Genomic DNA, 23861 nt, shown 5'->3' with positions numbered 1-23861 from the left:
CGGGCACGTCATTGTACGGGGATAGAAGTTGCGCTTATACGCCGCTTCGAACGCCAACAATACTCGCCAGGGAGACTCCCATATGACAAAACCCAATGTATTGGTACTAATGGCCGACCAGCTCAACGGCACACTCTTTAAGGATGGGCCCGCCGACTTTTTGCATGCGCCCAACCTCAAGAAACTGGCCAAGCGCTCGGTCAACTTCAACAATGCCTATACGCCAAGCTATCTGTGTGCACCTGGGCGTGCCGCCTTCATGTCGAGCCAGTTGCCGAGCCGCACCGGGGTATACGACAACGCGGCGGAGTTTCCCTCAAGCGTGCCGACCTGGGCGCACCATTTGCGCCGCGCCGGGTATTCCACCTGCTTGTCGGGGAAGATGCACTTCGTCGGTCCCGACCAGCTTCATGGCTTCGAGAAACGCCTGACCACCGATGTCTACCCGGCTGATTTCGGCTGGACACCTAACTACACCAGGCCGGGTGAGCGTATCGACTGGTGGTACCACAACCTGGGGTCGGTGACAGGGGCTGGCGTTGCTGAAATTTCCAATCAGATGGAATACGACGACGAAGTCGCGTTCCACGCCGAGCAGAAGCTGTACGACCTGTCGCGCGGTCACGACGAGCGTCCTTGGGCGCTGTGCGTCAGCTTTACCCACCCCCACGATCCGTATGTGGCGCGTCGCCAATACTGGGATTTATATAATGACTGCGAGTATCTTGAGCCGCAGCAAGGGCCCGTCCCTTTCGATGAGCTGGATCCGCATTCCCAGCGGATTTTCGAGGCCAACGATTACACCAAGTTCAATATCCAGCCCCAGGACGTGCGCAATGCTCGCCAGGGCTATTTCGCAAACATTTCCTATGTCGACGACAAGATTGGCGGCGTTCTCGACGTGCTCGAGCGCACCCGTATGCTCGACAACACGATTATCGTGGTCTGCGCCGACCACGGCGATATGCTTGGCGAAAAGGGCCTGTGGTTCAAGATGAGCCCCTATGAAGGCTCGTCTCGGGTACCGCTGATGCTGTCTGCACCGGGGATCGAACCGCGCAATGTCGAGGACCCGGTATCGATCATCGATATCAACACCACCATCGCCGACCTGGTCGGCATCGATCTGTCCTCTATCGCCCCCTATACCGATGGCCAGTCGCTGCTTCCCTTGACCCGAGGCGAGAAGCGCGACGCGCCGGTGTACATGGAATACGCCGCCGAGGCCAGCTATTCGCCCATCGTGACCATCCGCGAGGGCAAGTGGAAATTCAACTATTGCGAGATCGATCCGCCGCAGCTATTCGACCTGGAGGCCGACCCGCTGGAACAGCACAACCTGGCAGCACATCCCGACTACGCCGAGATACTGGCCGACTATCAAGCCAAGGTGCACAAGCGCTGGGATTTGAAAGCCTTCGATGCCGATGTGCGCGCCTCCCAGGCACAGCGCCTGATCGTCTACGAGGCCCTGCGCAATGGCCACTACTATCCGTGGGACTATCAGCCGCTGCAGGACGCTTCCGAGCGTTACATGCGTAACCACATGGATCTGAACGAAGTCGAAGAAGCCCAGCGCTATCCCCGTGGCGAATGAGACCACGGCGGTTCACCTCGCCTGAGCGGAGTCGGCAAGCCCATCCCCGCATGCTGAAACCACTGTGCCCAATCGAGCCAGCGGGGATCTTTGATATCCTGGTGCAATAGCGCCAGACGGGAAAGCTGTGCTGTCGTCAGTGTGCCCTTCAAACCCTGCGCCTTCGCGTAGTCAGGACTCCATACCGGGAACACCGCTTCTTTCGCTAGCAACACTCCCTCTTCCTGGGGTATATAAGGGCCAAAACGGATAGCCACATCCGCCGCTTGCAGTTCGGGGTCGTCGGCACGATCAACCGTCACCAGCTTGAAAGTCAACGTCGGAAACGCCTGTTTGAGCGCTGGCAATAACGGTAACAAACACAGGTGGGTAAACCCGGAACCCGCCGCGAGATCGTCGGCTGGGTCGCGCGCGCCTCGTCGGCAGCCGCCGTCATCGAACCCAGGTGCGCCGTGACCTCGAACGCAATTAACGACTTCGTGGAAGGGGGTGGGTAGCACACCAGCGAGGCCTCCGCGTTTTCAGCTTCAATCATAGGCCCAGCGTTTAGCATTGATGGGCCTTATGCAGGCACTTTAACAGACGGCACGCGCATGGCCGCGACTTTACGTCCGCGGGCTTCCGCTGATTAACGCCCGATGAAAGGCCACCGCCCCCACTAAGTGAGGGCGGTGCGTTTTGTAAGCGCTGACTCGTTATCCAGCGCGAGGCGCCTTAAACCAAGAACTCATCAGACAACCTGCGGGCTTGATCCTTAAAATTCTTCCCACTCTTGATCAGCGGTTACCGCTGCTTTCGCCTTTTTTCCCCCTTGGGTGGCGGGCCGCAAAAGCGCCGGCTGCGTTTGGGGCGAGGCTATTGGGGCGTACTGGGTGCGACTTTCGCCTTCCGCTAAACGGAAGACGGATACCACGCTTTCAAGCCGTGCCGCCTGTTCTTCCAGTGAGCTTGCTGCTGACGATGCTTCCTGCACCAGGGCAGCATTCTGCTGGGTGACCTCGTCCATCTGGGCGACCGCCTGGTTGACCTGCTCAATACCCGAACTCTGCTCCTGGGAGGCCGCCGATATTTCATCCATGATATCGGTCACGCGACGTACCGACGACACCACCTCACGCATGGTTTCCCCAGCGCTTTCCACCAGGACGGAGCCTTCCTTCACCTGGTTTGATGACGCCTCGATCAATGCCTTGATCTCCTTGGCGGCGTCGGCACTGCGGCTCGCGAGGTTACGCACTTCGCTCGCCACGACCGCAAAACCACGCCCCTGTTCGCCCGCCCGGGCGGCCTCTACCGAAGCATTCAACGCCAGGATATTGGTTTGGAAGGCGATGGAGTCGATAACGCTGATAATATCCGACACTTTCTGCGAGCTATCTGAAATCCCATGCATGGTGGTAATGACTCGCTCTACCACCTCGCCGCCGTTGCTTGCTGTAGAGGAGGCATCTGGCGCCAGTTGGGTCGCGTGTCGGGCATTGTCGGCGTTCTGTTTCACCGTCGTCGTCAGCTGTTCCATGCTCGCGGCTGTCTCTTGCAGCGATGCTGCCTGCTGCTCGGTGCGTGACGAGAGATCCGCATTGCCGGAAGCAATTTCCCGCGCCCCGATGTGAATGGAGCCACTGCTGTCGCGTACCTCAGAAACGGTTTTAACCAGATTGCTCTGCATATGCTGCATGGCGCTAAACAGTTTGCCGATCTCGTTGCGGCCACGGTCTCTTACCTTGCCCGACAAGTCGTTTTGAGCAATAAGCTCAAAGTGCGCGACGGCTTCGTTTAATGGTTTTACAATTGAGCCCACCATGGCGATGCGCACAAATAAAACCATTAAGGCAGCCAATATCAATACGGCGATATCAATATAGCCAATCAACTGCATATCGCTTTCATAGTCAGCAATCATCAGCCCATTTTGCTCTGCCATATAATCGTTGTAAGCAGTGCTCGCCTCAATAAACTGCTGGTTTAAGTCACTGGCAGACTCTCTTGCGCTACGAAACGCCCCCTCTTCACCTTCTTCCAAGGCCACTTCCTGGGGCCTTACTCCCTGTTCTATCAATCTCTGGAAACTGGTCATCAAATTTTCCACAAGAGGCGTCTCAATAGCAATTTCCTCAAATTGCGAAAAGTAGTCCTGAGCTTCCTGCCGCATTTCCTGTGCTTCAGTCAGGTAATCACGCGCTGCGCGTGTATCCCCCTCATAAGATGCGACATAACTATTAACGTAAAAAAGTTGAGCGTTCGCAATCGCTAGCTGACCTCGGTTGACCGAACGCATTTGGTCTGCCGCACGGTCAACTTCTCTAAGTGAAGAACTGCCCTCTTCGCCTCCCCGATGGCCAAGGAATGCGATAATGATAATTAATAATGAAAAAATGGCGAGAACGAGGGTTAATCCCATTTTGACGGAAACATTGCTAAGTAGGCGGTTCATGGTGCCGTATTTCTCCAGGCTGGATATATTAGTTAATGGCTATTAATACAATCTAGCTGGAGACTGACCAGCGACTCTAGATTCATTAACATTGCCAAACTTGTGTTAGCGAGCAACGTTATCGACCTGTAAAACACCTACTTTAGTATTACTTAACGATATTTATAGCTAATGTGCTGATAAATATGAATTAGCTAAAAAAAGAAGGAATTTATAAGATAAAAAAATCAAATAAATTAACCCAAGTTATCGTCTTCCGAAATTTGATGTGAATTATCTTTCGGATCGCCGAACAAACTCAGAGCCCAACTCTGTGCTTAAATGCATGAAATGCACACGGGTGCCCGGTAGGCGTGAAAAGGGGATTGAGGCGTTGCGATTGGAATAAACTAGCTCAATTGGGCTCGCCAAAGCCGTGCGATGAAACAGGTGTTTAGGGTCTGTCGACGGCTTCGCGATAAAGCGTCAACAGACCTTCGGGATTATGAATCCGCATGGATCTTGATGTGGTAAAGCACACAGTAGACCACCGGCAACACGACTAGGGTTAACAGCGTGGCAACGCCCAGCCCCCCGATCAGTGCCACCGCCATGCTGGCGAAGAAGGCATCACTGATCAGCGGAATCATGCCCAGCATGGTGGTCAACGCGGCCATGGCGACAGGCCTGACACGGCTGATGGCGGCGCGTACCACTGCGTGGTAGCGGTCCTGATGCAGCGGCAGCTGCACGTTGATCTCCTCCACCAGCACGATGGCATTCTTGATCACCATGCCGACCAAGCTCAACGTGCCGAGCAGTGCCATAAACGAGAACGGCAGACCGGTGAGCAGTAACGCGCCTACCACACCGATGATGGTCAGCGGCACCAGCGACCAGATGGCCAGCGGCTGGCGGAAGTTGTTGAACAGCACCACGGTGATGATGAACATCATCGCAAGCCCCAACGGCAGTGAGGAGAACAACCCGCTCTGGGCCTCACCCGCGGTCTCGTACTCGCCGCCCCATTCCAGCCGATACCCAGGCGGTAACTCTAACGCCTCTACCTGGGGGCGGATATCGGCCAGTACGCTGGCGGCGGTCACGCCGCTTAATGGATCCGGCTCGCCGTAAACCGCCAGCATGCGCTCCCGGTTGCGGCGCATTATCAGCGGGTCTGCCACCTTAGTGGTGATATCGCTGATCATCTGGTCGGCAGTGATATAACGCCCTTGCTCTGCGCTCCACACGTTAAGTGAGCCAAGGTTATCCACGTCGTGGCGCTGACCGGGAATCGCCCGCGCCACCATGGGTATCAGGTCGCTGCCGTCACGGTAAATGCCCACTCGGCTACCGCTGGTACTCAAGGCAAGCGTATCCGCTAGGTCTTCGCGGGTAACGCCGAGACGCCGGGCAGTATCTTCCATGAACACCGGCTCTATCGCCTGGACCCGGTTGCGCCAGCTAGTGCGCACACTGGTCATATGCGGTGTATCGCGGAACATCGCTTCAACTTGATCACCTAGCTGACGCAACATTTCTGGATCACTGCCGTAAAAGCGTGCCTCCAACTTGGCTTTCGGTGCAGGGCCAACCTCCAGGGGAGCAATTTTATAGTCGATATCGCTATGGTCTTGCTCAAGTACTTTCTCAACGTCGGCCATGCGATCGTGCTGGGTGGCTTTGTCGTCGGTTTCGACGATCAGCTGGGCATAGCTGGCGTAGCGGTCTTCCGGCGAGTAGGTGAGGGTAAAGCGCTGCGCGCCACCGCCCACCGTGGTGGTCAGATGACGGATGCCGTCCATCTCCATAACACTGTCTTCCAGCTCGCTGACCCGGCGCTGGGTCTCGAGGATATCCGTGCCTTCCGGCGTGCGGTAGTCGACAAAGAAGATCGGCGTGTTGGAGGCCGGAAAGAAGGCGTTTTTCACCGAACCAAAGCCCACCACGGCGCCAGCCAATAGCATCACCACCAACCCCAGGGTGACCCAGCGGAAGCGAATCCCGGCAATAATCACCCGGCTGAAAACGCGGTACACAATTCCTTTGTAAGGATCCTCCTGACCATCGCCGGGCGCCACATTGCGGAAGAACAGCTTGAAGTAGAAGGGCGTCAACGTCAGCGCGGTAATCCAGCTGAGTAGCAGCGAGTAGAGCAGCACGAAAAACAGCGAGCCGATGAACTCACCGGTGGTGTCCGGCGACAGGCCAATGGGCGCAAAGGCGGCAATGGCGATCAAGGTGGCGGCCAGCAGCGGCCAGGCGTTCTGGCGAATCACCTGGTGGGCCGAATCGCGGATCGTATTACCACGTTTCAAGCCCACCAGCATGCCCTCGGTGACCACGATGGCATTGTCCACCAGCATGCCCAGGGCAATAATCAGCGCGCCCAGCGAGATCTTTTCCAGCTGCAGGCCGTGGAAACGCATCAGCATAAAGGTGCCGATGATGGTGATCAGCAGGATAAAGCCCATCAACAGGCCGCTGCGCCAGCCCATGAACAGCATCAGCACCACGATGACAATGGCTACCGCCTGGATCAGGCTGACTAAAAAGCCTGATACCGCTTCGTCGACCACCTGGGGCTGGTCGTAAACCACGTTGAGTTCCATTCCCAGCGGCGTGCGGGCCTGAAGTTCGTCCAGGCGTTGCTGCAGACGCTCGCCCACCTCGACCACGTTCACGCCGCTTTCAAAGGAGACGCCCAGCGATATCGCTGGCCGCCCCATGTCGCGGTAAAGCTGTTGGGGCTGCTCCGCCAATTCCCGCGATATGTCAGCGATATCGCTGAGCCGTACCAGCTCGCCATCGCCCTCGCTGACGATAAGCCCGCGCAGGTCATCAATATTCGCTGCACTGCCCGTGGGCGTAATGCGGAAACGGCGGCCGTCCTGTTTGAGATGCCCCGAGTCGGCCACCGCATTCTGCGTGTCGAGTAGCTGTTGCAGGCGGGTTAACGGAATATTGAGCGCGCGTAGCTTTTCACGGTCGACCTCGATAAAAATGCGCTCTTCATGCTCGCCGCCGAGCGATACCTTTTCGACCCCGTCGACCAGCGCCAGCTCACGCTTGAGGAAGTCGGCATGATCGGCAAGGTCGGGCATGCTGTAGCCTTCGCCGGTCAGGTTGACCATGAAGCCAAATACATCGCCGAAATCGTCATTCACGCGGGACTGGCTGGCCCCGGGAGGTAGCGCGGCCTGGACGTCCTGAACTCTACGGCGCAGCGAATCCCACAGTTGCTCCAGCTCTTCGTTCTGTACCGTGCTTTCAAGCTCGACGGTAATCTGCGAGAGGCCATCGGAGCTCACCGAGCTTATGCGTTTGATCAACGACATCCCCTGGATCGATTCTTCCAGGGTCGAAGTGACTTCCTGCTCCACTTCTTCAGGGGTCGCGCCGGGGTATTGAGTGGTGATCAACGCATTGCGGATGGTGAACTCGGGGAACTCGAGCTGCCCCATGCCCAAAAACGCCAGCGCACCACCCGCGAGCAGCACCACGGTCATTAAGTAGCTGGCGGCCCGGTGGCGTAAGAAATAATCGACCATGTTACAGCCCCCGCTCTTTTTCCCACGGGGTCACCTGGGTATCTGCGCTCAAGCGATGCGCACCGGCGGCTACAATACGGTCACCCGCGGACAAGTCACCGCTGATTTCAAGCCCTTTGGAGGTCAGGCGACCAACCTCAACAGGCACCGGCTCAACGCCGTGTGGCGCTTTAAAGCGCCAAACCTGGGCCTGCTCCGGATTATCGCCAGCATAAGTCACTGCTTCAGCGGGCAAATGCCACAATGGCGTTGTTGGGTCGGACTGCAGGTCGCTTAAATCAAGGCGCACGCTGGCGCTCATGCCATCTAATAGCGTGATGTCATCCGGCTGGGGCAACGTCAGGGTGACTTCATAGGCCAGGCTCTGCGCACTGGCCTGGGTCGTGTAGGACGCCAACTGAGCGAGGTAGGGCTTGTCGCTGTTACCAAAGCTGACTTCATACGCTAACGCATCGCCAAAGAGCGTGCCGTTGCTACGCGGCATGCGCTGAACAATCTGCTCGGGCAGATGAAACACCACGTCCAGTTGACCCGGCTGTTGGATCACCGCGACAGTCTCCTGCACCTGAACAATCTGACGGTTATCCACCGGTACCTGGGCAATCACACCATCGTAAGGCGCACGTAACTGGGTATGGTCGACCTGCTCTTCCGCCTGCTCAAAGGTAGCGCGGGCAGCCCGCCATTCGCTCTCCGCCTCATCAAACCGGGACTGGCTGACCGCGCCACGCTCCAGGGTATAGCGCATACGCTCCAGGTTGGCCTTGGCAAGCTCCAGGCGTGAGCGGGCGCTATCCAGCTCGCTTTGTGCATTGCGATTATCAATACGCGCAATGACCTCGCCCTTCGACACCTGTTGACCGGGGCTGACGTTGAGCTCAAGCAGTTCCCCTGCCATGCGAAACGACAGATTGCTGCGCATGGTAGCTTCAACGCGTGCCGGAAACTGCCTGAACGCCCCGGCATTCGCCGCTTCCAGTGTCACCAGTTTGACTGGCCTGGGCGCCTCTTTTGACTGCGCCTCAGGCTGATCACACCCCATTAGCACGAGCAAGACCAGTGCAACCGGTAGCCAGCGAAGAAAAGTAACGGGCACGATAAGCTCCTTGATGACGATCAAACGCCGCATTCCCAACGAACAGAGGGTGATATATACTTGACTGACATTCATGAATGTCAGTCAAGTATATACTAATCACTCGCTGGCGACTTTGCCAGCGATCGGTGCCAGAATAATGTCACGTGTTGAATCAGGAGCCGCCATGACCCGCCGCAAGGCCGACGCCGAACGCACCCGGGAAGCCATCCTGGACGCGGCAGAAACGACGTTTCTCGCCCAGGGGGTTTCTCGCACCACCCTCGCGCATATTGCCCAGGCGGCGGGGGTTACCCGAGGGGCGATTTATTGGCACTTTGAGGACAAGGCCGCCCTTTTTGATGCGCTGCTCGAGCGGGTCCGCATTCCGCTGGATGAAATCGTCGACGACGCCGTGCAACAACTTGGCACGGCACCGGTAGACTGTTTGCGCGACATCGCACAGCGCTCGCTGGCGGGTATCTGCCACGACCAACCGCTGCAGCGAGCCGCCACCATCGTGCTGCACCGCTGTGAAAAGCTGGAAGACGACCACCCGCGCATCAGCATGATTACGCGACTTTCCGAGCATGCTGAAGCCGGGGTCGAGCAACTGTTCGAGCAGGTCCAGCAGCTGGGCCGGTTACGCGCAGACCTGAGCCCGGCCAGCGCCCGCCGCCAATTTCACGGCTTCTTGATTGGCGTCTGTTTCGACTGGCTGCAAGACCCTCATCAGTATTCGCTGGATGCCGACCGCAACAGCATCGTCGAAACATTGATGCGTGGACTCCTGTCTGAGTAGATTTAACCACCTTGGCATACGGCTTGCTTCCTACACTGGATGAATGTTCTTTCTCCTGGAGCTTGCCATGCATCATTCAGACTACCCACTCAGTGAAGTCCCCCTCAGCGCTCGCAAGGGCCTGCTCTCCACCTCAGCAGTACTGCTCGGATTTACCTTCTTTACCGCCACCATGTGGGCAGGGGGCACCCTGGGTCAGGCCTTTTCGATCGGCCAACTGCTGTGGATCATCCTGTTGGGTAACCTTTTATTAGGTGCCTACGCCGCCACACTGGCCTATATCGCCTGTAAAAGCGGGCTCAATTCGGTGCTGATGGGGCGCTTCTGCTTCGGTGAAAAAGGCAGCAAGCTGTCTGATTTCATCCTCGGTTTTACCCAGATTGGCTGGTACGCCTGGGGCACGGCAACGATCGCCGTGGTATTGGTACGCACCACCGGGATGCCTGAATGGCTGGAAATCCCCTTAATGGTGCTGTTTGGCTTTGGTTTCTGCATCACCGCCATGATCGGCTACAAGGGGATGGACTGGCTTTCACGCTTTGCCGTGCCCGCCATGATGCTGTTCATACTGATCAGCCTGTTCACCGGGCTGGTAGATGCACGCGGCTTTGCCGGGTTAAGCCAGCAAACGCCTACGGAAAGCATGGGCGTGGCCGCAGCGATTACCGTTATCATCGGCACCTTTATCAGCGGCGGCACCCAGGCGACCAATTGGAGTCGCTTCGCGAAGTCACCGAAAATCGCCGTGATCGCCACGATGGCGGCTTTCTTTGTGGGGAACGGCTTGATGGTGCTCACCGGTGCCCTGGGTACCATGATCTACCAACAGGCGGATATCGTGGATGTATTGATCGCCCAGGGCTTTGTCACCATCGCCGTGTTGATGCTGTTTTTGAATATCTGGACCACCCAGGACAACACCATCTATAACTTCGCCGTGGCGGGCTGCAATTTGCTGCGTACCGAAAAACGCCGTTTGGTGACGGTAGGCGGTGCGGCGATTGGCACCGTGCTGGCGGTCGGCGGCATGTACAACCTGCTAATTCCCTTTCTGGTGCTGCTGGGTACTTTTATCCCCCCCATGGGCGGCGTGATCATGGCGGACTTCTGGCTCAAACATAAAGGTCGCTACCCCGCGCTTGAAAGCGCTCAGCTACCCGACTTCAACCGTCGTGGTTTAGCCGCCTATGCACTGGGCGCCGGCGGCGCCTACGTCTCGCCGTTACTGCCGCCGTTGGTGGGCGTCCTGGTCGCGGCGGGAAGCTATGCTGTGCTGTTGCGCGTCAATCACGCTACGCTGGGTGATAGCCTTCCCTCCACTGCCAAACAATAAGTGAGCCGTTTTATATATGAGCATGCAGATTATCAACGCCCGGCTACGCCAGCGCCCCGAGCTTTATCGTATCGAGGTCGAGAACGGTAGCTTCACCGCGATTACGGCCCAGGACGCGCCGCAAACGGCAGGCGAAGGACCCGCGCCCGAACAGATTGATGCAGGCGGTAAACTGCTTTGCGCGCCGTTTATCGAGCCCCATATTCACCTGGATGCTGCCCTGACGGCGGGCGACCCCGAATGGAACCAGAGCGGCACCCTGTTTGAAGGCATCGAGCGCTGGGGCGAGCGTAAGCCGATGCTCACCGAAGCCGATATTCGCGAGCGTGCGCTGAAAACGCTGAACCTGCTGATCAGTAACGGCGTGCAATTTGTACGCACCCATGCCGATACCAGCGACCCCAGCCTGATTGGCATCAAAACCCTGTGCGCCCTACGCGACGAGCTGAAAGACAAGATCGATATACAGGTGGTGGCCTTTCCCCAGGACGGCTTGCTCTCCTACCCGGACGGCGACAGGCTGCTGGAAGAAGCGCTGGAAATCGGCGCCGATGTGGTCGGCGGTATTCCCCACTTTGAATACACCCGCGAGCTGGGCGTGGCCTCCATGCAGCGGGTGATCGAGTTGGCGATCAAATACGATCGCCTGGTGGACGTCCACTGCGACGAGATCGACGACCCCAACTCGCGGTTTCTCGAAGTGCTGGCCCATGAAGCTCTGACGCATGACCTGGGCAGCCGCGTTACCGCCAGCCACACCACCGCGATGCATTCCTACGATAACGCCTACTGCTCCAAGCTGTTTCTGCTGCTCAAGCGCTCGGGCATCAACTTTGTCTCCTGCCCGACCGAGAGCATTCACTTGCAGGGGCGCTTCGACAGCTACCCCAAACGCCGCGGCGTGACCCGGGTGAAGGAACTCAACGAAGCGGGTATCAACGTGTGCCTGGCCCAAGACTCCATCGTCGACCCCTGGTACTCCCTGGGTAATGGCAAACTATTACGTACGCTGGATTTTGGGCTGCATATCTGCCACATGATGGGCTATCAGGACTTCAGCCAGTCGCTTTCGCTGATTACCGACAACAGCGCGCGCACCCTCGATATCGAAGGGCGTTACGGCATTGAGGTCGGTAAACCCGCCAGCTTCAACCTGTTGGATGGCGAGGACGATTACAGCGTATTGCGCACCCAGGGGGAAGTGCTCCTCTCGGTTCGCCACGGCGAGATCATCATGCAGCGCGAGCCTGCCAGAATCACCTCGCCACCGTGGCTTGGCTAAATCAACCAAGGCGCGTTAGGTTAGGCTTTCAGCCAACACGGGGATTTCACCATGAGCGTCGAGACCGTTCGCCAGTTTTTTGCCGAGCATGCGCCGGATATCACCATCGAAGAGCTGGAAACCAGCACGGCCACGGTGCAGTTGGCCGCCGAGGCCCACGGCGTGGCACCCGGGCAGATAGCCAAAACCCTGGCGTTCAAGGTCGGCGAAACACCGTTGCTGATCGTGGCCAGCGGCAACGCACGCATCGATAACCGCAAGATTCGCGACACCTTCGGCGGCAAGGCCAAGATGCTCGACGCTGAGACCGTGATGGAACTCACCAGCCACCCGGTCGGTGGCGTTTGCCCGTTCGGCCTTGCCACTGACCTGCCGGTGTACTGCGATGGATCCCTCCACGTCTATGACGAAGTGCTGCCCGCGGCGGGGTCATCCAACAGCGCCGTGCGCCTAAGCCCCAAACGCTTGGCCGAGCTCGTCAACGCCAAGTGGGTGGATGTGTGCAAGTTGCCGGAGAGTGTTGGTTAAACGTCCCTCTCAATGGCAGCGCTTACTTAATATCCAGTAAATAACCATAAAACGCGGTATTGCGCTGCCAACCCAGTGACTCGTAAAGGTGCTGGGCGCGCTCGTTCTCTACCTGGGTCATTAATATCAAACGTGCGACGCCGTGATCGCGGGCAAGCTGGGTGGCGGCTTCCATTAACGCCCTGCCCGTGCCCTTATCGCGACACTCCGGCAACACGAAAAGATCATTCAGCGTCCAGCGCGCATTCAAGCCCACCGTGGAAACGCCTGGGTATAGCTGCACAAAACCGGTGAGCGCACCTTCGCTGTTTTCGCTCACCAAAATAAAAGCGTCTCCGAGTCCCATACGCTGGCGCAGAAAATCACGCGCCGCCTGAAGATCACTCGGCTGCTGATAAAACTGACGATAGCCATCGAGCAACTCGGTAAGCGTATCGATATCACGAATGGTCGCTAAGCGAATGGCCTGCATAAACGTTGCTCCTGAAGCGCGTCACACCTAAGCCCTGCGCTGAACGCATTATCAATGGACAGCATATCGACATATTCTCGGGCAGCCTTCTTGTAGTAGTGTATCTTTCTTTAAAGGCTTATTGATAAATCCAATTTAACGGGAACAACACCTTCCCAACGGGGTTAATGTGGCTCAATTACTCTCTTCGCACGCAGAATCCCGCGCATCGATATGCAAGGCATGGAGCGTCCATGTATTTACCGCCAGCGGCGTGCTGCTCGGCACCATGGCGCTGCTTGCCCTGGTCGACAATAACCCCGTCGCCTGCCTGCTCTGGCTGGGTGCCGCGATGATGATTGATGCAATCGACGGCACACTGGCGCGCAAATATGAAGTGCAGACCATCCTGCCTCATTTTGATGGCTCGACACTCGACATGGTGATCGATTATTTGACCTGGGCCTTTATCCCCGCCCTTTTCATCTATTACTTCATTGAATTGCCACCCTATTTAGGGTTGGCGTCAGTGTTCATCATTCTGCTGTCATCAATGTTCTGTTTCTGCAATGTCGACATGAAAAGTCAGGATAATTACTTCGTTGGCTTTCCTGCCGCCTGGAACATCGCCGCCGCCTATTTTTATATCCTCGACTTCCCGCCTTTCCTTACGTTCGCCACTATCGCCTTTCTGGCCATCCTGACCGTGACCAGGATGAAGTTTCTCCATCCCTTTCGGGTGCGCCTGTTCATGCCGCTCAATATCGCTGTCACGCTGGCATGGTGCGCATGCACCACATCACTGGTGCTCTCAACCCCAGAGCACGCCGCCTGGGCACTATGGGGATGGGGCATCGCTTCCGTCTACTTCGTCGCCATCTGCCTATGGCGCACTGCCAAAGAATGGTTCGACTGATAGGTGAGTCGCTAATGACCAGCAACTTTATCGCCCCTGATGGATATCCTCGCTGCCAATGGTGTGGCGGGGCGCCTGAATTTTTGCCCTACCACGACAATGAGTGGGGATTCCCGGTAGATGATGATCAGCGGCTGTTCGAGAAACTGTGCCTGGAGAGTTTTCAGTCGGGCTTGAGCTGGCGCACCATTCTCAACAAGCGTGAGAATTTTCGTGCCGCCTTTCATCACTTCGATTTCCATCAAGTCGCCCGCTTCGGCGAAGCCGATGTGCAGCGTTTATTGCAGGACCCTGGCATCATTCGGCATCGAGGCAAGATTGAATCAACCATTAACAATGCCAGGCGGGCCCAGGAAATGGTCGAGCAGGAAGGTTCACTGGCCGCGTTTTTCTGGCGCTTTGAGCCGGACGCCTCTTCGCTACCGCCGCCGCAGTCCCAGACCACCTCGCCTGAATCTGTCGCTCTTGCCACGGCGTTAAAAAAGCGCGGCTGGAAATTTTTCGGCCCTACTACCGCTTTTGCCTTTATGCAGGCGATGGGGCTGCTCAATGATCATGCAGAAGGGTGTATCGTTCGCGAACAAGCAGCTCGCGCCCGGGAGGGATTTTTGCGTCCATCCGGTCGGCAAAAGACCACCGCCTAGCGAACCAGGCGGTGGGAAAACATAACCTCAACCGAATAAATGTCATTATCCGATGTAAGCGGGGCCCTTAGGGTAATAGCACGCTGTCGATAACATGGATGACACCGTTCGATTGTGCGACATCCACAACAGTAATGTTGGCACTATTGCCCTGAGCATCCATGACCATCAGGTTATTACCATTGCGCGAGACGGTAAGGTATTCACCCTGGACGGTTTTGAAAGCCACGGTGCCGTCGTTTTCCATGGTTGCTTCCCACAAGGCGTCCCGATTCATATTGCCAGGTACGACGTGGTAGGTTAGAACCGTTTGAAGCTGCTCCTGGTTCTCTGGCTGCAGCAGCGTATCAACGGTGCCATCAGGAAGTTTCGCAAAGGCATCATCCGTCGGCGCGAATACGGTAAAAGGACCTTCGCCTTGCAAGACATCGACCAACTCAGCGGCTTGAACAGCGGCGACGAGTGTTTCATGGTCACCTGAGTTAACGGCATTCTCGATAATGTTCCGCTCAGGCAGCATATTGGCGCCGCCTACCGTGGTAGGGCCGTGGTCGGCAACGGCAACGCCGGTAAATAAGGCAGCGGCACAAACGCCAGCGGTAAGTAGTTTGAGTTTCATTGGGGCATCTCCTGGTTGTCATTAAAAGAGCTCAGCAATGCAAGCTCACTGATACTTACGGCCCCAAGGCGTCAGTGGATGCAAACTCCCAACAATTTTTTATTCACCGCTGAGCACTCACCTATTGCCTTCAACGGCTGACTCCCGAAGACTGGCATTTCGGTTTACTGCGCAGAGATGCCCGAATGCTAGATGCCACGCAACGCCACCAGTATCTTATTGAGCAACTCAACGGCTGCGCCCAGGGCGATCGCCAAGCGTTCGAGCGTCTCTATCGTGTCTCCAGTGCGCATCTGTATGCCCAACTGTTGCGTATAGTAAGAGATGAAGGTGCCGCTCAGGATTGTCTGCAACATGTTTTCATCCGAATCTGGCATGCCGCCGATCAATACGATGCCACGCGAGCCAAGCCGATGACCTGGCTTTCCACACTTGCTCGCAATATTGGCATCGACTGGCTGCGTCGCCAGAAGCCACAGGACACCACCACCGATGAACCCTTGTTGGCAACCCTATTAGGTACCGACGACCCTGAAGATGACAGCATCAGTCATCAGCAAAATGACAAACTGAACGACTGCCTCGACACACTCAGTCGACATCAGCGCCAGTTAATGGAAATGGCCTATTTTCAGGGCATGACGCACAGCGAGCTTGCTAACTCTCTGTCCCAACCGCTGGGCAGCGTTAAAAGCTGGATCCGCCGTGGACTCGAGAGGTTAAAAACATGTCTAACCAATGGGATCTAAGCGACCCAGATGATCGCCACCTTGCGGCTGGTGAGTACGTACTGGGCGTATTGGACATCGATCAGAAAGCACGCTTTGAAGCGCTGCTGGCGGTCAGCCATGACCTACGTAACGATGTGGAAGAGTGGCGAGAATATCTGCATCTATTCAACGAGCGACTGGACCCCAGGACACCGCCCAAGGAGGTCTGGCAGCGCATTACCCAGGCAACCGGAACAGCGCCTGCCCCCTGGTGGAAGCGTTTAGGGGCATGGCAGACCATGGCGGCAAGTTTTGGGGTAATCGCGATAGCGCTAGGCCTTCTTTGGCAACAGGCTGAACTGACCAAGCTGCCGGACGGAGAAGCCGTCTTCGTGGTCCAGGACGAATCGCGCACGCCAGGCTGGATCATCAGCGCAACCCAGGAAGGAGAGTTGATTGTGCAAGCGGTTCAACCGACCCAGGTCGACAGCGAACAGACCGGTGAGCTCTGGTTGATTGCCGACGGTACGCCCGTCTCGCTGGGCCTGTTACCTGATCAAGGGAGCCATCGCCTGGAACCCAGTGCCGAGCTGCGCGCGCAGTTATTCACAGCCGATCTGGCCGTCAGCGTTGAGCCCCAGGGAGGCGCTCCCGAAGGCCAGCCAACCGGTCCGATTATCGACCATGGGCGTTTGACGCCGGTACGCGGCAGCACCCTCAACCTATGAGGTATGACTCGTGGGACCGCGCATCTGCCACCATCTCAGCGGCCAACTCACCCACGGTGCGCACGGCACTTTCGATAGCAGGTGTTAGCGTAAACGCATAGTTCAGGCGCAGGCACTGGCGGAACTTGCCCGAGGCGGAAAACAGCGACCCAGGTGCCACGTGGATAGCATGCTGTGCCAAGCGTTCATTGAGGCGCACACAGTCCACGGCGGCGGGCAGCTCCACCCAGAGCAGGAAGCTGCCCTGGGGGTAGCTGATGCCTGATCCCTCGGGAAAATAGCGCTGCACCCAACTGATCATGATGTCGCGCTGGCGCTGATACTGGCGGGTAGCGAAACGCAGGTGGCGTTCATAATGGCCTTTGGCGACGAACTCTGCCACGGCCAGCTGCGGCAGCGTCGCCGAGGCACCGGTGGAGACATATTTCATGTGCATCGCCTGATCGCGGTAGCGCCCAGGCGCCAGCCAACCCACCCGCAGCCCTGGCCCCACAGTTTTGGAAAAGCCGCTGCACAGCATGACGCGGCCATCGTCGTCGAAGGACTTTACGGTGCGCGGCCTGGGCAGAGTAAACGACAAATCGCCATAAATATCGTCTTCGATAATCGCCACATCAAAACGCTGGGCGAGCTGAAACAGTGCCCGCTTGCGTGCTTCAGGCATTGTGTAGCCTAGGGGATTGTTGTAGGTCGGCGTGACCTGTATCGCGCGGATCGGCCACTGCTCCAGCGCCAATTCCAGCGCTTCCAGACTGATGCCGGTTTGCGGGTCGGTGGGGATTTCCAGTGCTTTTAAGCCGTTGGCCTTGAGAATCTGCATGGTGCCGTAGAAGCTTGGCGAGTCCACGGCCACCACATCACCGGGCTGGGTGAGCGTTCGCAATGCAATGGCCAGCGCCTCCTGGCAGCCGGTGGTTACCATGATGTCGTCCGGGTGCAGCAGGCAGCCGGACGCAATCGCCAGCCGCGCCACCTGCTGGCGCAGCTCGGGGCTACCGCTCAGCTTATCGTAGTTGAATCCGTTCAAATCAGTGCTGCGATGTAGGCCAGCGAGGATTTTCGACAGTGGCCGCAGCGTTTCATACTCAAGATTGGGCACCCCACGCCCCAGCAGAAGTCGATTATCGTCCCGCTGGGTGGCGACAAGCTCCAGCACCTGATCCCATTGAGAAACATCCAACGGGCGCTGCGCCGGACGAGAGACCGACGGCAGTACCGAAGGAACCCGGCTTGGCAGCACAAAGTAGCCAGACTTAGGACGCGACTCGATCAACGCCACATCCATCAGTTGCCGGTAGGCCTCCTGGGCAGTGGAAATGCTGACGTCCAGCTCCTGACAGACCGCACGAATCGAGGGGAGGCGATCCCCAACGCGGTAAATACCGTGCTCGATACGCTCCCGCAAAATGGTCGCCACTTCTTCATAGCGCGTCATAACACCCTCCTCCTCCACAACCCGATAACGATACAGACGCACCTAAAAACCGCCATACAGAGGTATAGCATGCCCTTCTGTATCTTAAAAACAATAAATTCTATATCTGTATCAAAACATCAGCGCTGAGTAATCTGGTCTGGCACACACCACGGAGGATTCGCCATGCCGCGCTTCAGCCTTACCCGACTCCGCTACCAGCTAGGTTATCAACTTCGCTACTATCAACAATGCCGCCGTAGTCGCCGCCATCTGTTAACGCTCGATGACCGGCTGCTGGAGGATGTCGGCATTAGCCGCGAGCAGGCCCAAAGAGAGGGCCGCAAACCGTTTTGGAAACGTGCGTCTGTTGACAGGGGGCCTTATGAAAACCGTTGAGTATTACCTGCTGGATGTATTTACCGACCAGCCGTTTACCGGCAATCCACTGGCCGTCTTTTTAGAGGCTGGAGAGCTTGAGACCAGCACCATGCAAGCGCTTGCCAATGAATTGAACCTGGCTGAAACGGTGTTCTTGAGTGCCGCCACTAGGCCGAACCATTTCCCCATGCGGATATTCACCCCCACTCAAGAACTAGCCTTTGCAGGCCATCCTACGGTGGGCACCGCGCATCTATTGGCCGCTTTAAAGCTTGTGAACCGTGATCAAACCTTGGTGCTTCAGCCACCTGTTGGCGAACTGGCGGTACGCTATGACCAAGGAAGGGCGACGTTTACTACTGCCCAGCCTGCAAGCATCGCGGACAGCAACCTTGATCACGCAACCGCCGCCGAACTACTTGGGCTTGAGGCGCATAAGGTGGTTGGCAACCCGGTGCTGGCTTCCTTTGGCCTGCCCTTTCATTTGATCGAGCTAGCAGATATCACCGCTCTGGAGAAGGTGCGCATTTCAACAACCACCTGGGCAAATGCCGTCGCACACAGCAGTGCCGAGCAGATCTACCTATATGTCGCTGAACAGCTACACAGAGCCGAGATGCTTCTTCACAGTCGTATGTTTTCCATGGAGAACAGCCTTTGCGAAGACCCCGCTACCGGTAGCGCCGCAGCCGCATTGACCGGCTATTTGGCCTCCCTTCAGCCAGATGCCTTGCAGTGCAAGATTCATCAGGGGGTTGAGATGGGGCGGCCCAGCGTTATCCATACCGCCGCCAATGGCGGGATCAAAACAGGCTTTGTGGAAGTGGGCGGTAACGCTGTGGTGGTGGGCAGGGGCGCTTTCGACATACACCAAACCATTGGCTAAGCGCCCCTTCTGTTCCCCCATGTGAGTCGTGAGGGCCAGGAGATCAGGCGACGGTCACGTCCTTGGAGAGATAGACATCCTGAATTGCATGCAGCAGTTCAACGCCTTCCGGCATCGGTTTTTGGAACGCTTTACGCCCCGAGATCAAGCCCATACCACCGGCACGCTTGTTGATCACCGCCGTGCGTACCGCTTCGCCGAGATCGGAGTGCCCTTTGGAGCCACCGCCGGAATTGATCAGACCGGCGCGGCCCATAAAGCAGTTGGCGACCTGGTAGCGGGCCAGGTCGATGGGATGGTCAGTGGTCAGTTCGCTATAGACTTTCTCATGGGTATGTCCGAAACCGACCGCCTTATAGCCGCCGTTGTTCTCGGGCAGCTTCTGTTTGACGATATCCGCCTTGAGCGTTGCAGCCATGTGGTTCGCCTGGCTAGTGAGATCGGCGGCAACGTGATAATCGGCACCTTCCTGCTTGAAGGCAGGGTTACGCAGATAGGCCCACAACACGGTGACCATTCCCAGTTGGTGGGCACGCTCGAAAGCCTCGCTGATCTCCATTATTTGCCGACGGCTTTCATGGGAGCCAAAGTAAATCGTCGCCCCGACCGCCACACAGCCCATGTCGTGGGCCTGCTCAACATCAGCAAACAGCGTCTGGTCATACATCGCCGGGTAGCTAAGCGTCTCGTTGTGGTTGAGCTTCAACATCATCGGGATCTTGTGGGCATAACGACGCGCGACCGACGACAACACGCCAAGGGTCGAGGCCACGCCATTGCAGCCCCCTTCAAGCGCCAGCTCAACGATATTGGCCGGGTCGAAGTAGCGAGGGTTCGGGGCAAAGGAGGCACCCGCCGAGTGCTCGATGCCTTGATCTACCGGCAGTAGGCTTAGGTAGCCGGTGCCCGCCAAGCGGCCATGATTAAACAGGCTCTGCATATTGCGCAGCACCGCCGGTCGACGGTCACTATCCGCCATGACACGGTCAATAAAATCGGGGCCGGGTAAGTGCAAGCTGTCGCGGGGAACGCCCTGGCAGGTGTGGTTGAGCAAACTCTCGGCATCGCTGCCGAGCAACGCGGTTATATCCGTCATTACGCAATCCTCTCTATCGATAAGGGAAGTATCGAACACTCCTTATGTAGAGCATAGAGCTTAAATTGCGACTAGGGAAAGTACCGCCCCGCGCACCCCCGAGTGCCGGGGCAGCTAAGCGTCAGCTTCGTTTTACGCTGCCTGCACCTCGATACGGCGCGTGCGATGACTATCTTTCTTGGGCAGCGTTACCGTCAGCACACCATTGACGATACGTGCCGTGATCGCGTCACCGTCTATTTCGTGACTGAGGTTGAAGCGGCGTGCGAAACGCCGACCACGCACCTCAGCATGCAGCGCGCTCAGCCCTTCGGGCATGTTCAGGTTTATCTCGCCCTCCAAGCTCAGCACGTTATTGTCGAGCTCGACACGCAGTGAGTCGTTGGTAACGCCTGGCATGTCGGCAACCAGCTTGATGGCATTATCTTCCTCGACAATATCCACTGCTGGGAGCAGCGTTTCCTGCGGGTTCTTGTCTTCATCCCGCTGTTGAAGCGAGGTTTGGTTATTAGATGAACGAACAACGTTATTCATGATTTATCCCTCCTTATTCAAGGTTAACAACCATGATTTACGCCGCCTGAACATCGATACGACGCGGCTTGAGCTCCTCGCGCTTGGGCAGCAGGATCTCGAACACCCCGTGAGCATGGCGGGCTTCAGCCCGGTCTGCATCCACGCCATCCGGCAGCGCAATGGCGCGCACAAAATCACCGCTGACGCGTTCGCAACGGAATACCGGACGCGAGCGATCGCCATCGTTATTGCCAATGACAGACTCACGCTTGCCGCGAAGGGTCAGCACATTGTCCTGAACATCAATGGTGAGATCCGTAGCGTCCAGCCCCGCCGCAAACACATAAACGTGCACGGCTTCATCGCTACGGGCCACATTGATCATCGGGAAGCTGCCATTGGGCACTGCGCGTATATCCATCGCATTGCCATCGGACAAAAAGTCGTCCAACAACTGGCGGAACCAGTCCAGCTGGCGAGGTGAGCCAACATCAAAACGCTTGAGATCATCGAACATATCGAACACCTCCTACGTTAAGCAGACTATGGGAAGAGATGCCGCTATATCCCATCGCAGCGCCTCTTAAATCGCAAAATAGGAGCATTCAGACAGTTTTCAAGGGGGCAATAGGCATTTTTTTGGCTTTTACTTTCAACTGTCCGGCATGCCGTGAATACCTGTTCCGACTGAGCATTACCTGTACATTAAACCTCAATTTTGTATACAGTTAGCTGTCGCGATGGGCTTGTTGGCTTACCCAATTAACGCTCATTGTGCTCTTTCACTGCTCCAGGAGATTGCCATGACCCGCCCTCTTACCACATCTCTCAATATTCTCGTTATCGGCGCGGGCATTGGCGGGCTGAGCACCGCTCTGGCATTCCAACAGCAAGGCCACCGCGTCACCGTTTTAGAGCGTGTGGCGACCATACGCCCGGTGGGCGCGGCGATTTCGCTATGGCCGAATGGCGTCAAGGTCATGCACCAGTTGGGCCTGGGTGAGACCATCGAGGGCTTGAGCGGCGAGATGACCCAGATGCGCTATCTCACCCAGACAGGCCAGACGTTGACCGACTTCAGCCTGTCACCGCTGTTTGGCGATGTCGGCCAACGCGTCTGTCCGATTGCCCGCGCCGCCCTCCAACAGACACTGCTGGACGCCGTCGGGACCGAGCACATCCAGTTTGGCCGCCGATGCATTGACTACACAGTCACCCAGCACGGCGTGGCGGCGCATTTTGATGACGGCGAAAGCCTGAGTGCCGACTTTCTGGTCGTGGCAGAAGGTACGCATTCAAAGCTGCGCAGCAAGTTGGTAGGCCATCCTGTGGAGCGCCAATACGTCGGCTACGTGAACTGGAACGTCCGCGTGCCTGCTGATGAAGCCTTGGCACCGCTGAGTCACTGGGACCAGTACGTGGGTGACGCCAAGCGGGTTTCCTTTATGCCCATGGGTAGCGGTGGCAACAAGGAAGGCGCTCAGGAGTTCTACTGCTTCTTTGACGTGCCGCTCCCGGCAGGTACCACCAACGACCCTGACCACTACCGCGATGAATTGCGCGAACACTTCGCGGGCTGGGCCGAGCCCGTGCAGGCGCTGATTGAACGCTTTGACCCGGCGCGCATGGCCCGCGTGGAAATCTACGATATTCCGCCGCTGGATTCGCTCACCGCTCCCCGCGTTGCCCTGCTGGGGGATGCCGCTCACGGCATGGCGCCCGACCTAGGCCAGGGCGGCTGCCAGGCGATGGAAGACGCCTGGGTACTCTCCCAGGCGCTCGCGCGTGCGCTGGAAGAAAATACCGATGCGTCAGCGGCCATCGACAGCGCTATGGCCCAGTACGACCGGGCACGCGTCGACCGGGTGGGCGAAATCGTCCAGCGTGCCCGCAAGCGCGCTGCGATGATCCATGGGCACGACGCCACTCACACCCAAGCCTGGTACGACGAACTCAAGAACGAAGATGGTCAAGCCATTATTGACGGCTTGAAGACCACGGTGACCGGCGGGCCGCTGGGGTAACCCCAACTGACTTGAAGAGGGGATCTGCCCAGCCGGTTCTGTCAGGCCGATCCCGTAAGATCACGGAGGTGGCCAGTCAATACGCCTCTATTATGCAATTACTTATTTATTATTCACCATGGCGTTGGGCCAGCGAGCAATAATCGCAACAACCACAACGGCAAACAGCAGCCGTGCCCACAAGACGCCCACCACGTCGGCCCCGAGCGTTAAGATCAACAGCGTATCCTCTATAACGCTATGGCAGAGGCCGAGAAAGCATAGCGCTAGCGTGCTATCGCGCTTGCCAAGCACACCGTTTTGCACGTCACGGATCAGCAGCCCGGCGCCATAGCTTAGCCCCAACGTGAACCCAATCACCGTTACATTAGCGGCCGAACGGCCCATGCCCAATAGCTTGAGCAGCGGTCGCAACACCAGATGAATCCAACGCTCAAGGCCAAGCTTTTGTAAAAGTTTGAGGAGTACTATCAGCGCGAAAATAATCACAAAAATAAGCGCTAAGGTTTCAAGCTGAGCAACGGCCCAACCGCTTAGCGTTGGCTCTGATGAAAAGCTTGGCTTCCACATCAGCTCAACCGGTGCCTGCATTAAACCCAACGTTGAGTAAAAACAGTGTAACAACCAAGCAAACAGCAAAGCCCCGCCGACACGCAGTACTATGGTGGCCCACCAGGGCACCCCCGCGCGCTTGGCAACCGCGCCCTCAACAGGAATCGAGTGCCCTACCAACATTAACGCCCCTAGCACCGTCACTTGCTCGACATTTAGGGAAGGTCTGAATAACTGCCGATTATCGCCAATCGCGGTTTGAGTCGACAAAAAATCAAAGATTCAGACACGCTTCTCCCGTTATGTGTGTGTTTTTTGCCCGTTTCCCGCCTTTTAGGCGGAA

Annotated in this window: 23 protein-coding genes and 1 pseudogene; 12 read left to right on the top strand and 12 right to left on the bottom strand. The window is 57.1% G+C overall.

Annotated features, from left to right (window positions below):
- Window positions 1–82: 82 nt before the first annotated feature.
- Window positions 83–1597 carry a choline-sulfatase gene (gene betC, locus NH395_RS14910; RefSeq protein WP_253025972.1) on the top strand — a complete coding sequence of 505 codons (1515 nt, stop codon included), beginning with the start codon at window positions 83–85 and terminating at the stop codon, window positions 1595–1597.
- On the opposite strand, the pseudogene NH395_RS14905 reads toward betC, so the two are convergent.
- The 5 genes and pseudogenes from NH395_RS14905 to NH395_RS14890 form a co-directional block, all read right to left on the bottom strand.
- A pseudogene (locus tag NH395_RS14905) lies at window positions 1579–1977 on the bottom strand (LysR substrate-binding domain-containing protein); the annotation flags it as partial. The gene betC and the pseudogene NH395_RS14905 overlap by 19 nt on opposite strands.
- Window positions 1911–2132, bottom strand: a complete 222-nt coding sequence (locus NH395_RS18505; RefSeq protein WP_366066020.1) for a LysR family transcriptional regulator — start codon at window positions 2130–2132, stop codon at window positions 1911–1913. The pseudogene NH395_RS14905 and the gene NH395_RS18505, both read right to left, overlap by 67 nt.
- A 219-nt stretch (window positions 2133–2351) precedes the next feature.
- A complete protein-coding gene (locus tag NH395_RS14900) occupies window positions 2352–4031 on the bottom strand; it encodes a methyl-accepting chemotaxis protein (RefSeq protein ID WP_253025970.1) in 1680 nt (559 codons plus the stop codon).
- Window positions 4032–4513: 482 nt separating this feature from the next.
- Window positions 4514–7561, bottom strand: coding sequence for an efflux RND transporter permease subunit (locus NH395_RS14895; RefSeq protein WP_253025968.1), 3048 nt, complete (start codon window positions 7559–7561; stop codon window positions 4514–4516).
- A 1-nt stretch (window position 7562) separates the two neighbouring features.
- The gene (locus tag NH395_RS14890; RefSeq protein WP_253025967.1) at window positions 7563–8657 is read right to left on the bottom strand and encodes an efflux RND transporter periplasmic adaptor subunit; all 1095 of its coding nucleotides are present in this window, start codon (window positions 8655–8657) and stop codon (window positions 7563–7565) included.
- Between the two features lie 166 nt (window positions 8658–8823).
- Between NH395_RS14890 and NH395_RS14885 the strand changes: the two genes are divergently transcribed.
- From NH395_RS14885 to NH395_RS14870, 4 genes are all read left to right on the top strand, one after another.
- The gene (locus NH395_RS14885) at window positions 8824–9438 is read left to right on the top strand and encodes a TetR family transcriptional regulator (RefSeq protein WP_253025966.1); all 615 of its coding nucleotides are present in this window, start codon (window positions 8824–8826) and stop codon (window positions 9436–9438) included.
- Between the two features lie 67 nt (window positions 9439–9505).
- Complete coding sequence (gene codB / locus NH395_RS14880; protein ID WP_253025965.1) at window positions 9506–10771, top strand: cytosine permease; 1266 nt, start codon at window positions 9506–9508, stop codon at window positions 10769–10771.
- 16 nt (window positions 10772–10787) lie between these two features.
- The gene (gene codA, locus NH395_RS14875; RefSeq protein ID WP_253025964.1) at window positions 10788–12053 is read left to right on the top strand and encodes a cytosine deaminase; all 1266 of its coding nucleotides are present in this window, start codon (window positions 10788–10790) and stop codon (window positions 12051–12053) included.
- A gap of 51 nt (window positions 12054–12104) precedes the next feature.
- The gene (locus NH395_RS14870; protein ID WP_253025963.1) at window positions 12105–12581 is read left to right on the top strand and encodes a YbaK/EbsC family protein; all 477 of its coding nucleotides are present in this window, start codon (window positions 12105–12107) and stop codon (window positions 12579–12581) included.
- 22 nt (window positions 12582–12603) lie between these two features.
- On the opposite strand, the gene NH395_RS14865 is transcribed toward NH395_RS14870, so the two are convergent.
- Window positions 12604–13053 (bottom strand): GNAT family N-acetyltransferase, encoded by a 450-nt coding sequence (locus NH395_RS14865; RefSeq protein WP_253025962.1) that lies wholly within the window; start codon window positions 13051–13053, stop codon window positions 12604–12606.
- Window positions 13054–13222: 169 nt separating this feature from the next.
- Between NH395_RS14865 and pcsA the strand changes: the two genes are divergently transcribed.
- Window positions 13223–13948 (top strand): phosphatidylcholine synthase, encoded by a 726-nt coding sequence (gene pcsA / locus NH395_RS14860; RefSeq protein ID WP_366066015.1) that lies wholly within the window; start codon window positions 13223–13225, stop codon window positions 13946–13948.
- Window positions 13949–13962: 14 nt separating this feature from the next.
- A complete protein-coding gene (locus NH395_RS14855) occupies window positions 13963–14592 on the top strand; it encodes a DNA-3-methyladenine glycosylase I (RefSeq protein WP_253025961.1) in 630 nt (209 codons plus the stop codon).
- 67 nt (window positions 14593–14659) lie between these two features.
- On the opposite strand, the gene NH395_RS14850 is transcribed toward NH395_RS14855, so the two are convergent.
- Complete coding sequence (locus NH395_RS14850) at window positions 14660–15211, bottom strand: fasciclin domain-containing protein (RefSeq protein WP_066314939.1); 552 nt, start codon at window positions 15209–15211, stop codon at window positions 14660–14662.
- Between the two features lie 185 nt (window positions 15212–15396).
- Here NH395_RS14850 and NH395_RS14845 point away from each other — a divergent pair, with 185 nt between their 5' ends.
- Together NH395_RS14845 and NH395_RS14840 are read left to right on the top strand one after the other, a co-directional pair.
- A complete protein-coding gene (locus NH395_RS14845) occupies window positions 15397–15960 on the top strand; it encodes a sigma-70 family RNA polymerase sigma factor (protein ID WP_253025960.1) in 564 nt (187 codons plus the stop codon).
- Entirely contained in the window at window positions 15939–16649 is a 711-nt protein-coding gene (locus NH395_RS14840; RefSeq protein ID WP_253025959.1) for an anti-sigma factor, read from the top strand. The genes NH395_RS14845 and NH395_RS14840 overlap by 22 nt, the downstream gene beginning before the upstream one ends.
- On the opposite strand, the gene NH395_RS14835 is transcribed toward NH395_RS14840, so the two are convergent.
- Entirely contained in the window at window positions 16639–18084 is a 1446-nt protein-coding gene (locus tag NH395_RS14835) for a PLP-dependent aminotransferase family protein (protein ID WP_253025958.1), read from the bottom strand. The two genes, NH395_RS14840 and NH395_RS14835, sit on opposite strands and share 11 nt — an antisense overlap.
- Before the next feature lie 165 nt (window positions 18085–18249).
- On the opposite strand from NH395_RS14835, the gene NH395_RS14830 reads away from it, so the two are divergent.
- Both NH395_RS14830 and NH395_RS14825 read left to right on the top strand, forming a co-directional pair.
- Window positions 18250–18462 carry a DUF1127 domain-containing protein gene (locus tag NH395_RS14830; RefSeq protein ID WP_253025956.1) on the top strand — a complete coding sequence of 71 codons (213 nt, stop codon included), beginning with the start codon at window positions 18250–18252 and terminating at the stop codon, window positions 18460–18462.
- Window positions 18449–19330, top strand: coding sequence for a PhzF family phenazine biosynthesis protein (locus NH395_RS14825; protein WP_253025954.1), 882 nt, complete (start codon window positions 18449–18451; stop codon window positions 19328–19330). The genes NH395_RS14830 and NH395_RS14825 overlap by 14 nt, the downstream gene beginning before the upstream one ends.
- Before the next feature lie 43 nt (window positions 19331–19373).
- Here the strand turns inward: NH395_RS14825 and NH395_RS14820 are convergent, their stop codons facing one another.
- From NH395_RS14820 to NH395_RS14810, 3 genes are all read right to left on the bottom strand, one after another.
- On the bottom strand, window positions 19374–20426 hold the full coding sequence (locus tag NH395_RS14820) for a class I fructose-bisphosphate aldolase (RefSeq protein ID WP_092824409.1): 1053 nt from the start codon (window positions 20424–20426) through the stop codon (window positions 19374–19376).
- A gap of 132 nt (window positions 20427–20558) precedes the next feature.
- The gene (locus tag NH395_RS14815; RefSeq protein WP_253025952.1) at window positions 20559–20960 is read right to left on the bottom strand and encodes an Hsp20/alpha crystallin family protein; all 402 of its coding nucleotides are present in this window, start codon (window positions 20958–20960) and stop codon (window positions 20559–20561) included.
- Between the two features lie 37 nt (window positions 20961–20997).
- Window positions 20998–21459, bottom strand: a complete 462-nt coding sequence (locus tag NH395_RS14810) for an Hsp20/alpha crystallin family protein (protein ID WP_253025950.1) — start codon at window positions 21457–21459, stop codon at window positions 20998–21000.
- Between the two features lie 286 nt (window positions 21460–21745).
- Between NH395_RS14810 and hpxO the strand changes: the two genes are divergently transcribed.
- On the top strand, window positions 21746–22966 hold the full coding sequence (gene hpxO / locus NH395_RS14805; protein WP_253025948.1) for an FAD-dependent urate hydroxylase HpxO: 1221 nt from the start codon (window positions 21746–21748) through the stop codon (window positions 22964–22966).
- 102 nt (window positions 22967–23068) lie between these two features.
- Here the strand turns inward: hpxO and NH395_RS14800 are convergent, their stop codons facing one another.
- The gene (locus tag NH395_RS14800; RefSeq protein ID WP_253025946.1) at window positions 23069–23701 is read right to left on the bottom strand and encodes a nucleoside recognition domain-containing protein; all 633 of its coding nucleotides are present in this window, start codon (window positions 23699–23701) and stop codon (window positions 23069–23071) included.
- Window positions 23702–23861 lie beyond the last annotated feature (160 nt).

Origin of the sequence: Halomonas sp. Mc5H-6, from assembly GCF_024124705.1 — a bacterium.
GTDB lineage: Bacteria > Pseudomonadota > Gammaproteobacteria > Pseudomonadales > Halomonadaceae > Vreelandella > Vreelandella subterranea.
Note: the sequence above shows the minus strand (reverse complement) of the source record. Positions and strands in the feature narration are given on the sequence as shown.

Excerpts from the sequence above, each read along its gene's own strand:
- NH395_RS14830 (WP_253025956.1), top strand. The coding sequence starts at position 18,250 with ATGCCGCGCTTCAGCCTTACCCGACTCCGCTACCAGCTAGGTTATCAA.
- NH395_RS14835 (WP_253025958.1), bottom strand. The coding sequence starts at position 18,084 with ATGACGCGCTATGAAGAAGTGGCGACCATTTTGCGGGAGCGTATCGAG.
- NH395_RS14865 (WP_253025962.1), bottom strand. The coding sequence starts at position 13,053 with ATGCAGGCCATTCGCTTAGCGACCATTCGTGATATCGATACGCTTACC.
- NH395_RS14815 (WP_253025952.1), bottom strand. The coding sequence starts at position 20,960 with ATGAATAACGTTGTTCGTTCATCTAATAACCAAACCTCGCTTCAACAG.
- NH395_RS14825 (WP_253025954.1), top strand. The coding sequence starts at position 18,449 with ATGAAAACCGTTGAGTATTACCTGCTGGATGTATTTACCGACCAGCCG.
- NH395_RS14800 (WP_253025946.1), bottom strand. The coding sequence starts at position 23,701 with ATGTTGGTAGGGCACTCGATTCCTGTTGAGGGCGCGGTTGCCAAGCGC.
- codA (WP_253025964.1), top strand. The coding sequence starts at position 10,788 with ATGAGCATGCAGATTATCAACGCCCGGCTACGCCAGCGCCCCGAGCTT.
- NH395_RS14870 (WP_253025963.1), top strand. The coding sequence starts at position 12,105 with ATGAGCGTCGAGACCGTTCGCCAGTTTTTTGCCGAGCATGCGCCGGAT.
- NH395_RS14900 (WP_253025970.1), bottom strand. The coding sequence starts at position 4,031 with ATGAACCGCCTACTTAGCAATGTTTCCGTCAAAATGGGATTAACCCTC.
- NH395_RS14895 (WP_253025968.1), bottom strand. The coding sequence starts at position 7,561 with ATGGTCGATTATTTCTTACGCCACCGGGCCGCCAGCTACTTAATGACC.
- NH395_RS18505 (WP_366066020.1), bottom strand. The coding sequence starts at position 2,132 with ATGATTGAAGCTGAAAACGCGGAGGCCTCGCTGGTGTGCTACCCACCC.
- NH395_RS14850 (WP_066314939.1), bottom strand. The coding sequence starts at position 15,211 with ATGAAACTCAAACTACTTACCGCTGGCGTTTGTGCCGCTGCCTTATTT.
- NH395_RS14885 (WP_253025966.1), top strand. The coding sequence starts at position 8,824 with ATGACCCGCCGCAAGGCCGACGCCGAACGCACCCGGGAAGCCATCCTG.
- codB (WP_253025965.1), top strand. The coding sequence starts at position 9,506 with ATGCATCATTCAGACTACCCACTCAGTGAAGTCCCCCTCAGCGCTCGC.
- NH395_RS14810 (WP_253025950.1), bottom strand. The coding sequence starts at position 21,459 with ATGTTCGATGATCTCAAGCGTTTTGATGTTGGCTCACCTCGCCAGCTG.
- NH395_RS14820 (WP_092824409.1), bottom strand. The coding sequence starts at position 20,426 with ATGACGGATATAACCGCGTTGCTCGGCAGCGATGCCGAGAGTTTGCTC.
- hpxO (WP_253025948.1), top strand. The coding sequence starts at position 21,746 with ATGACCCGCCCTCTTACCACATCTCTCAATATTCTCGTTATCGGCGCG.
- NH395_RS14855 (WP_253025961.1), top strand. The coding sequence starts at position 13,963 with ATGACCAGCAACTTTATCGCCCCTGATGGATATCCTCGCTGCCAATGG.
- NH395_RS14840 (WP_253025959.1), top strand. The coding sequence starts at position 15,939 with ATGTCTAACCAATGGGATCTAAGCGACCCAGATGATCGCCACCTTGCG.
- betC (WP_253025972.1), top strand. The coding sequence starts at position 83 with ATGACAAAACCCAATGTATTGGTACTAATGGCCGACCAGCTCAACGGC.
- NH395_RS14845 (WP_253025960.1), top strand. The coding sequence starts at position 15,397 with ATGCTAGATGCCACGCAACGCCACCAGTATCTTATTGAGCAACTCAAC.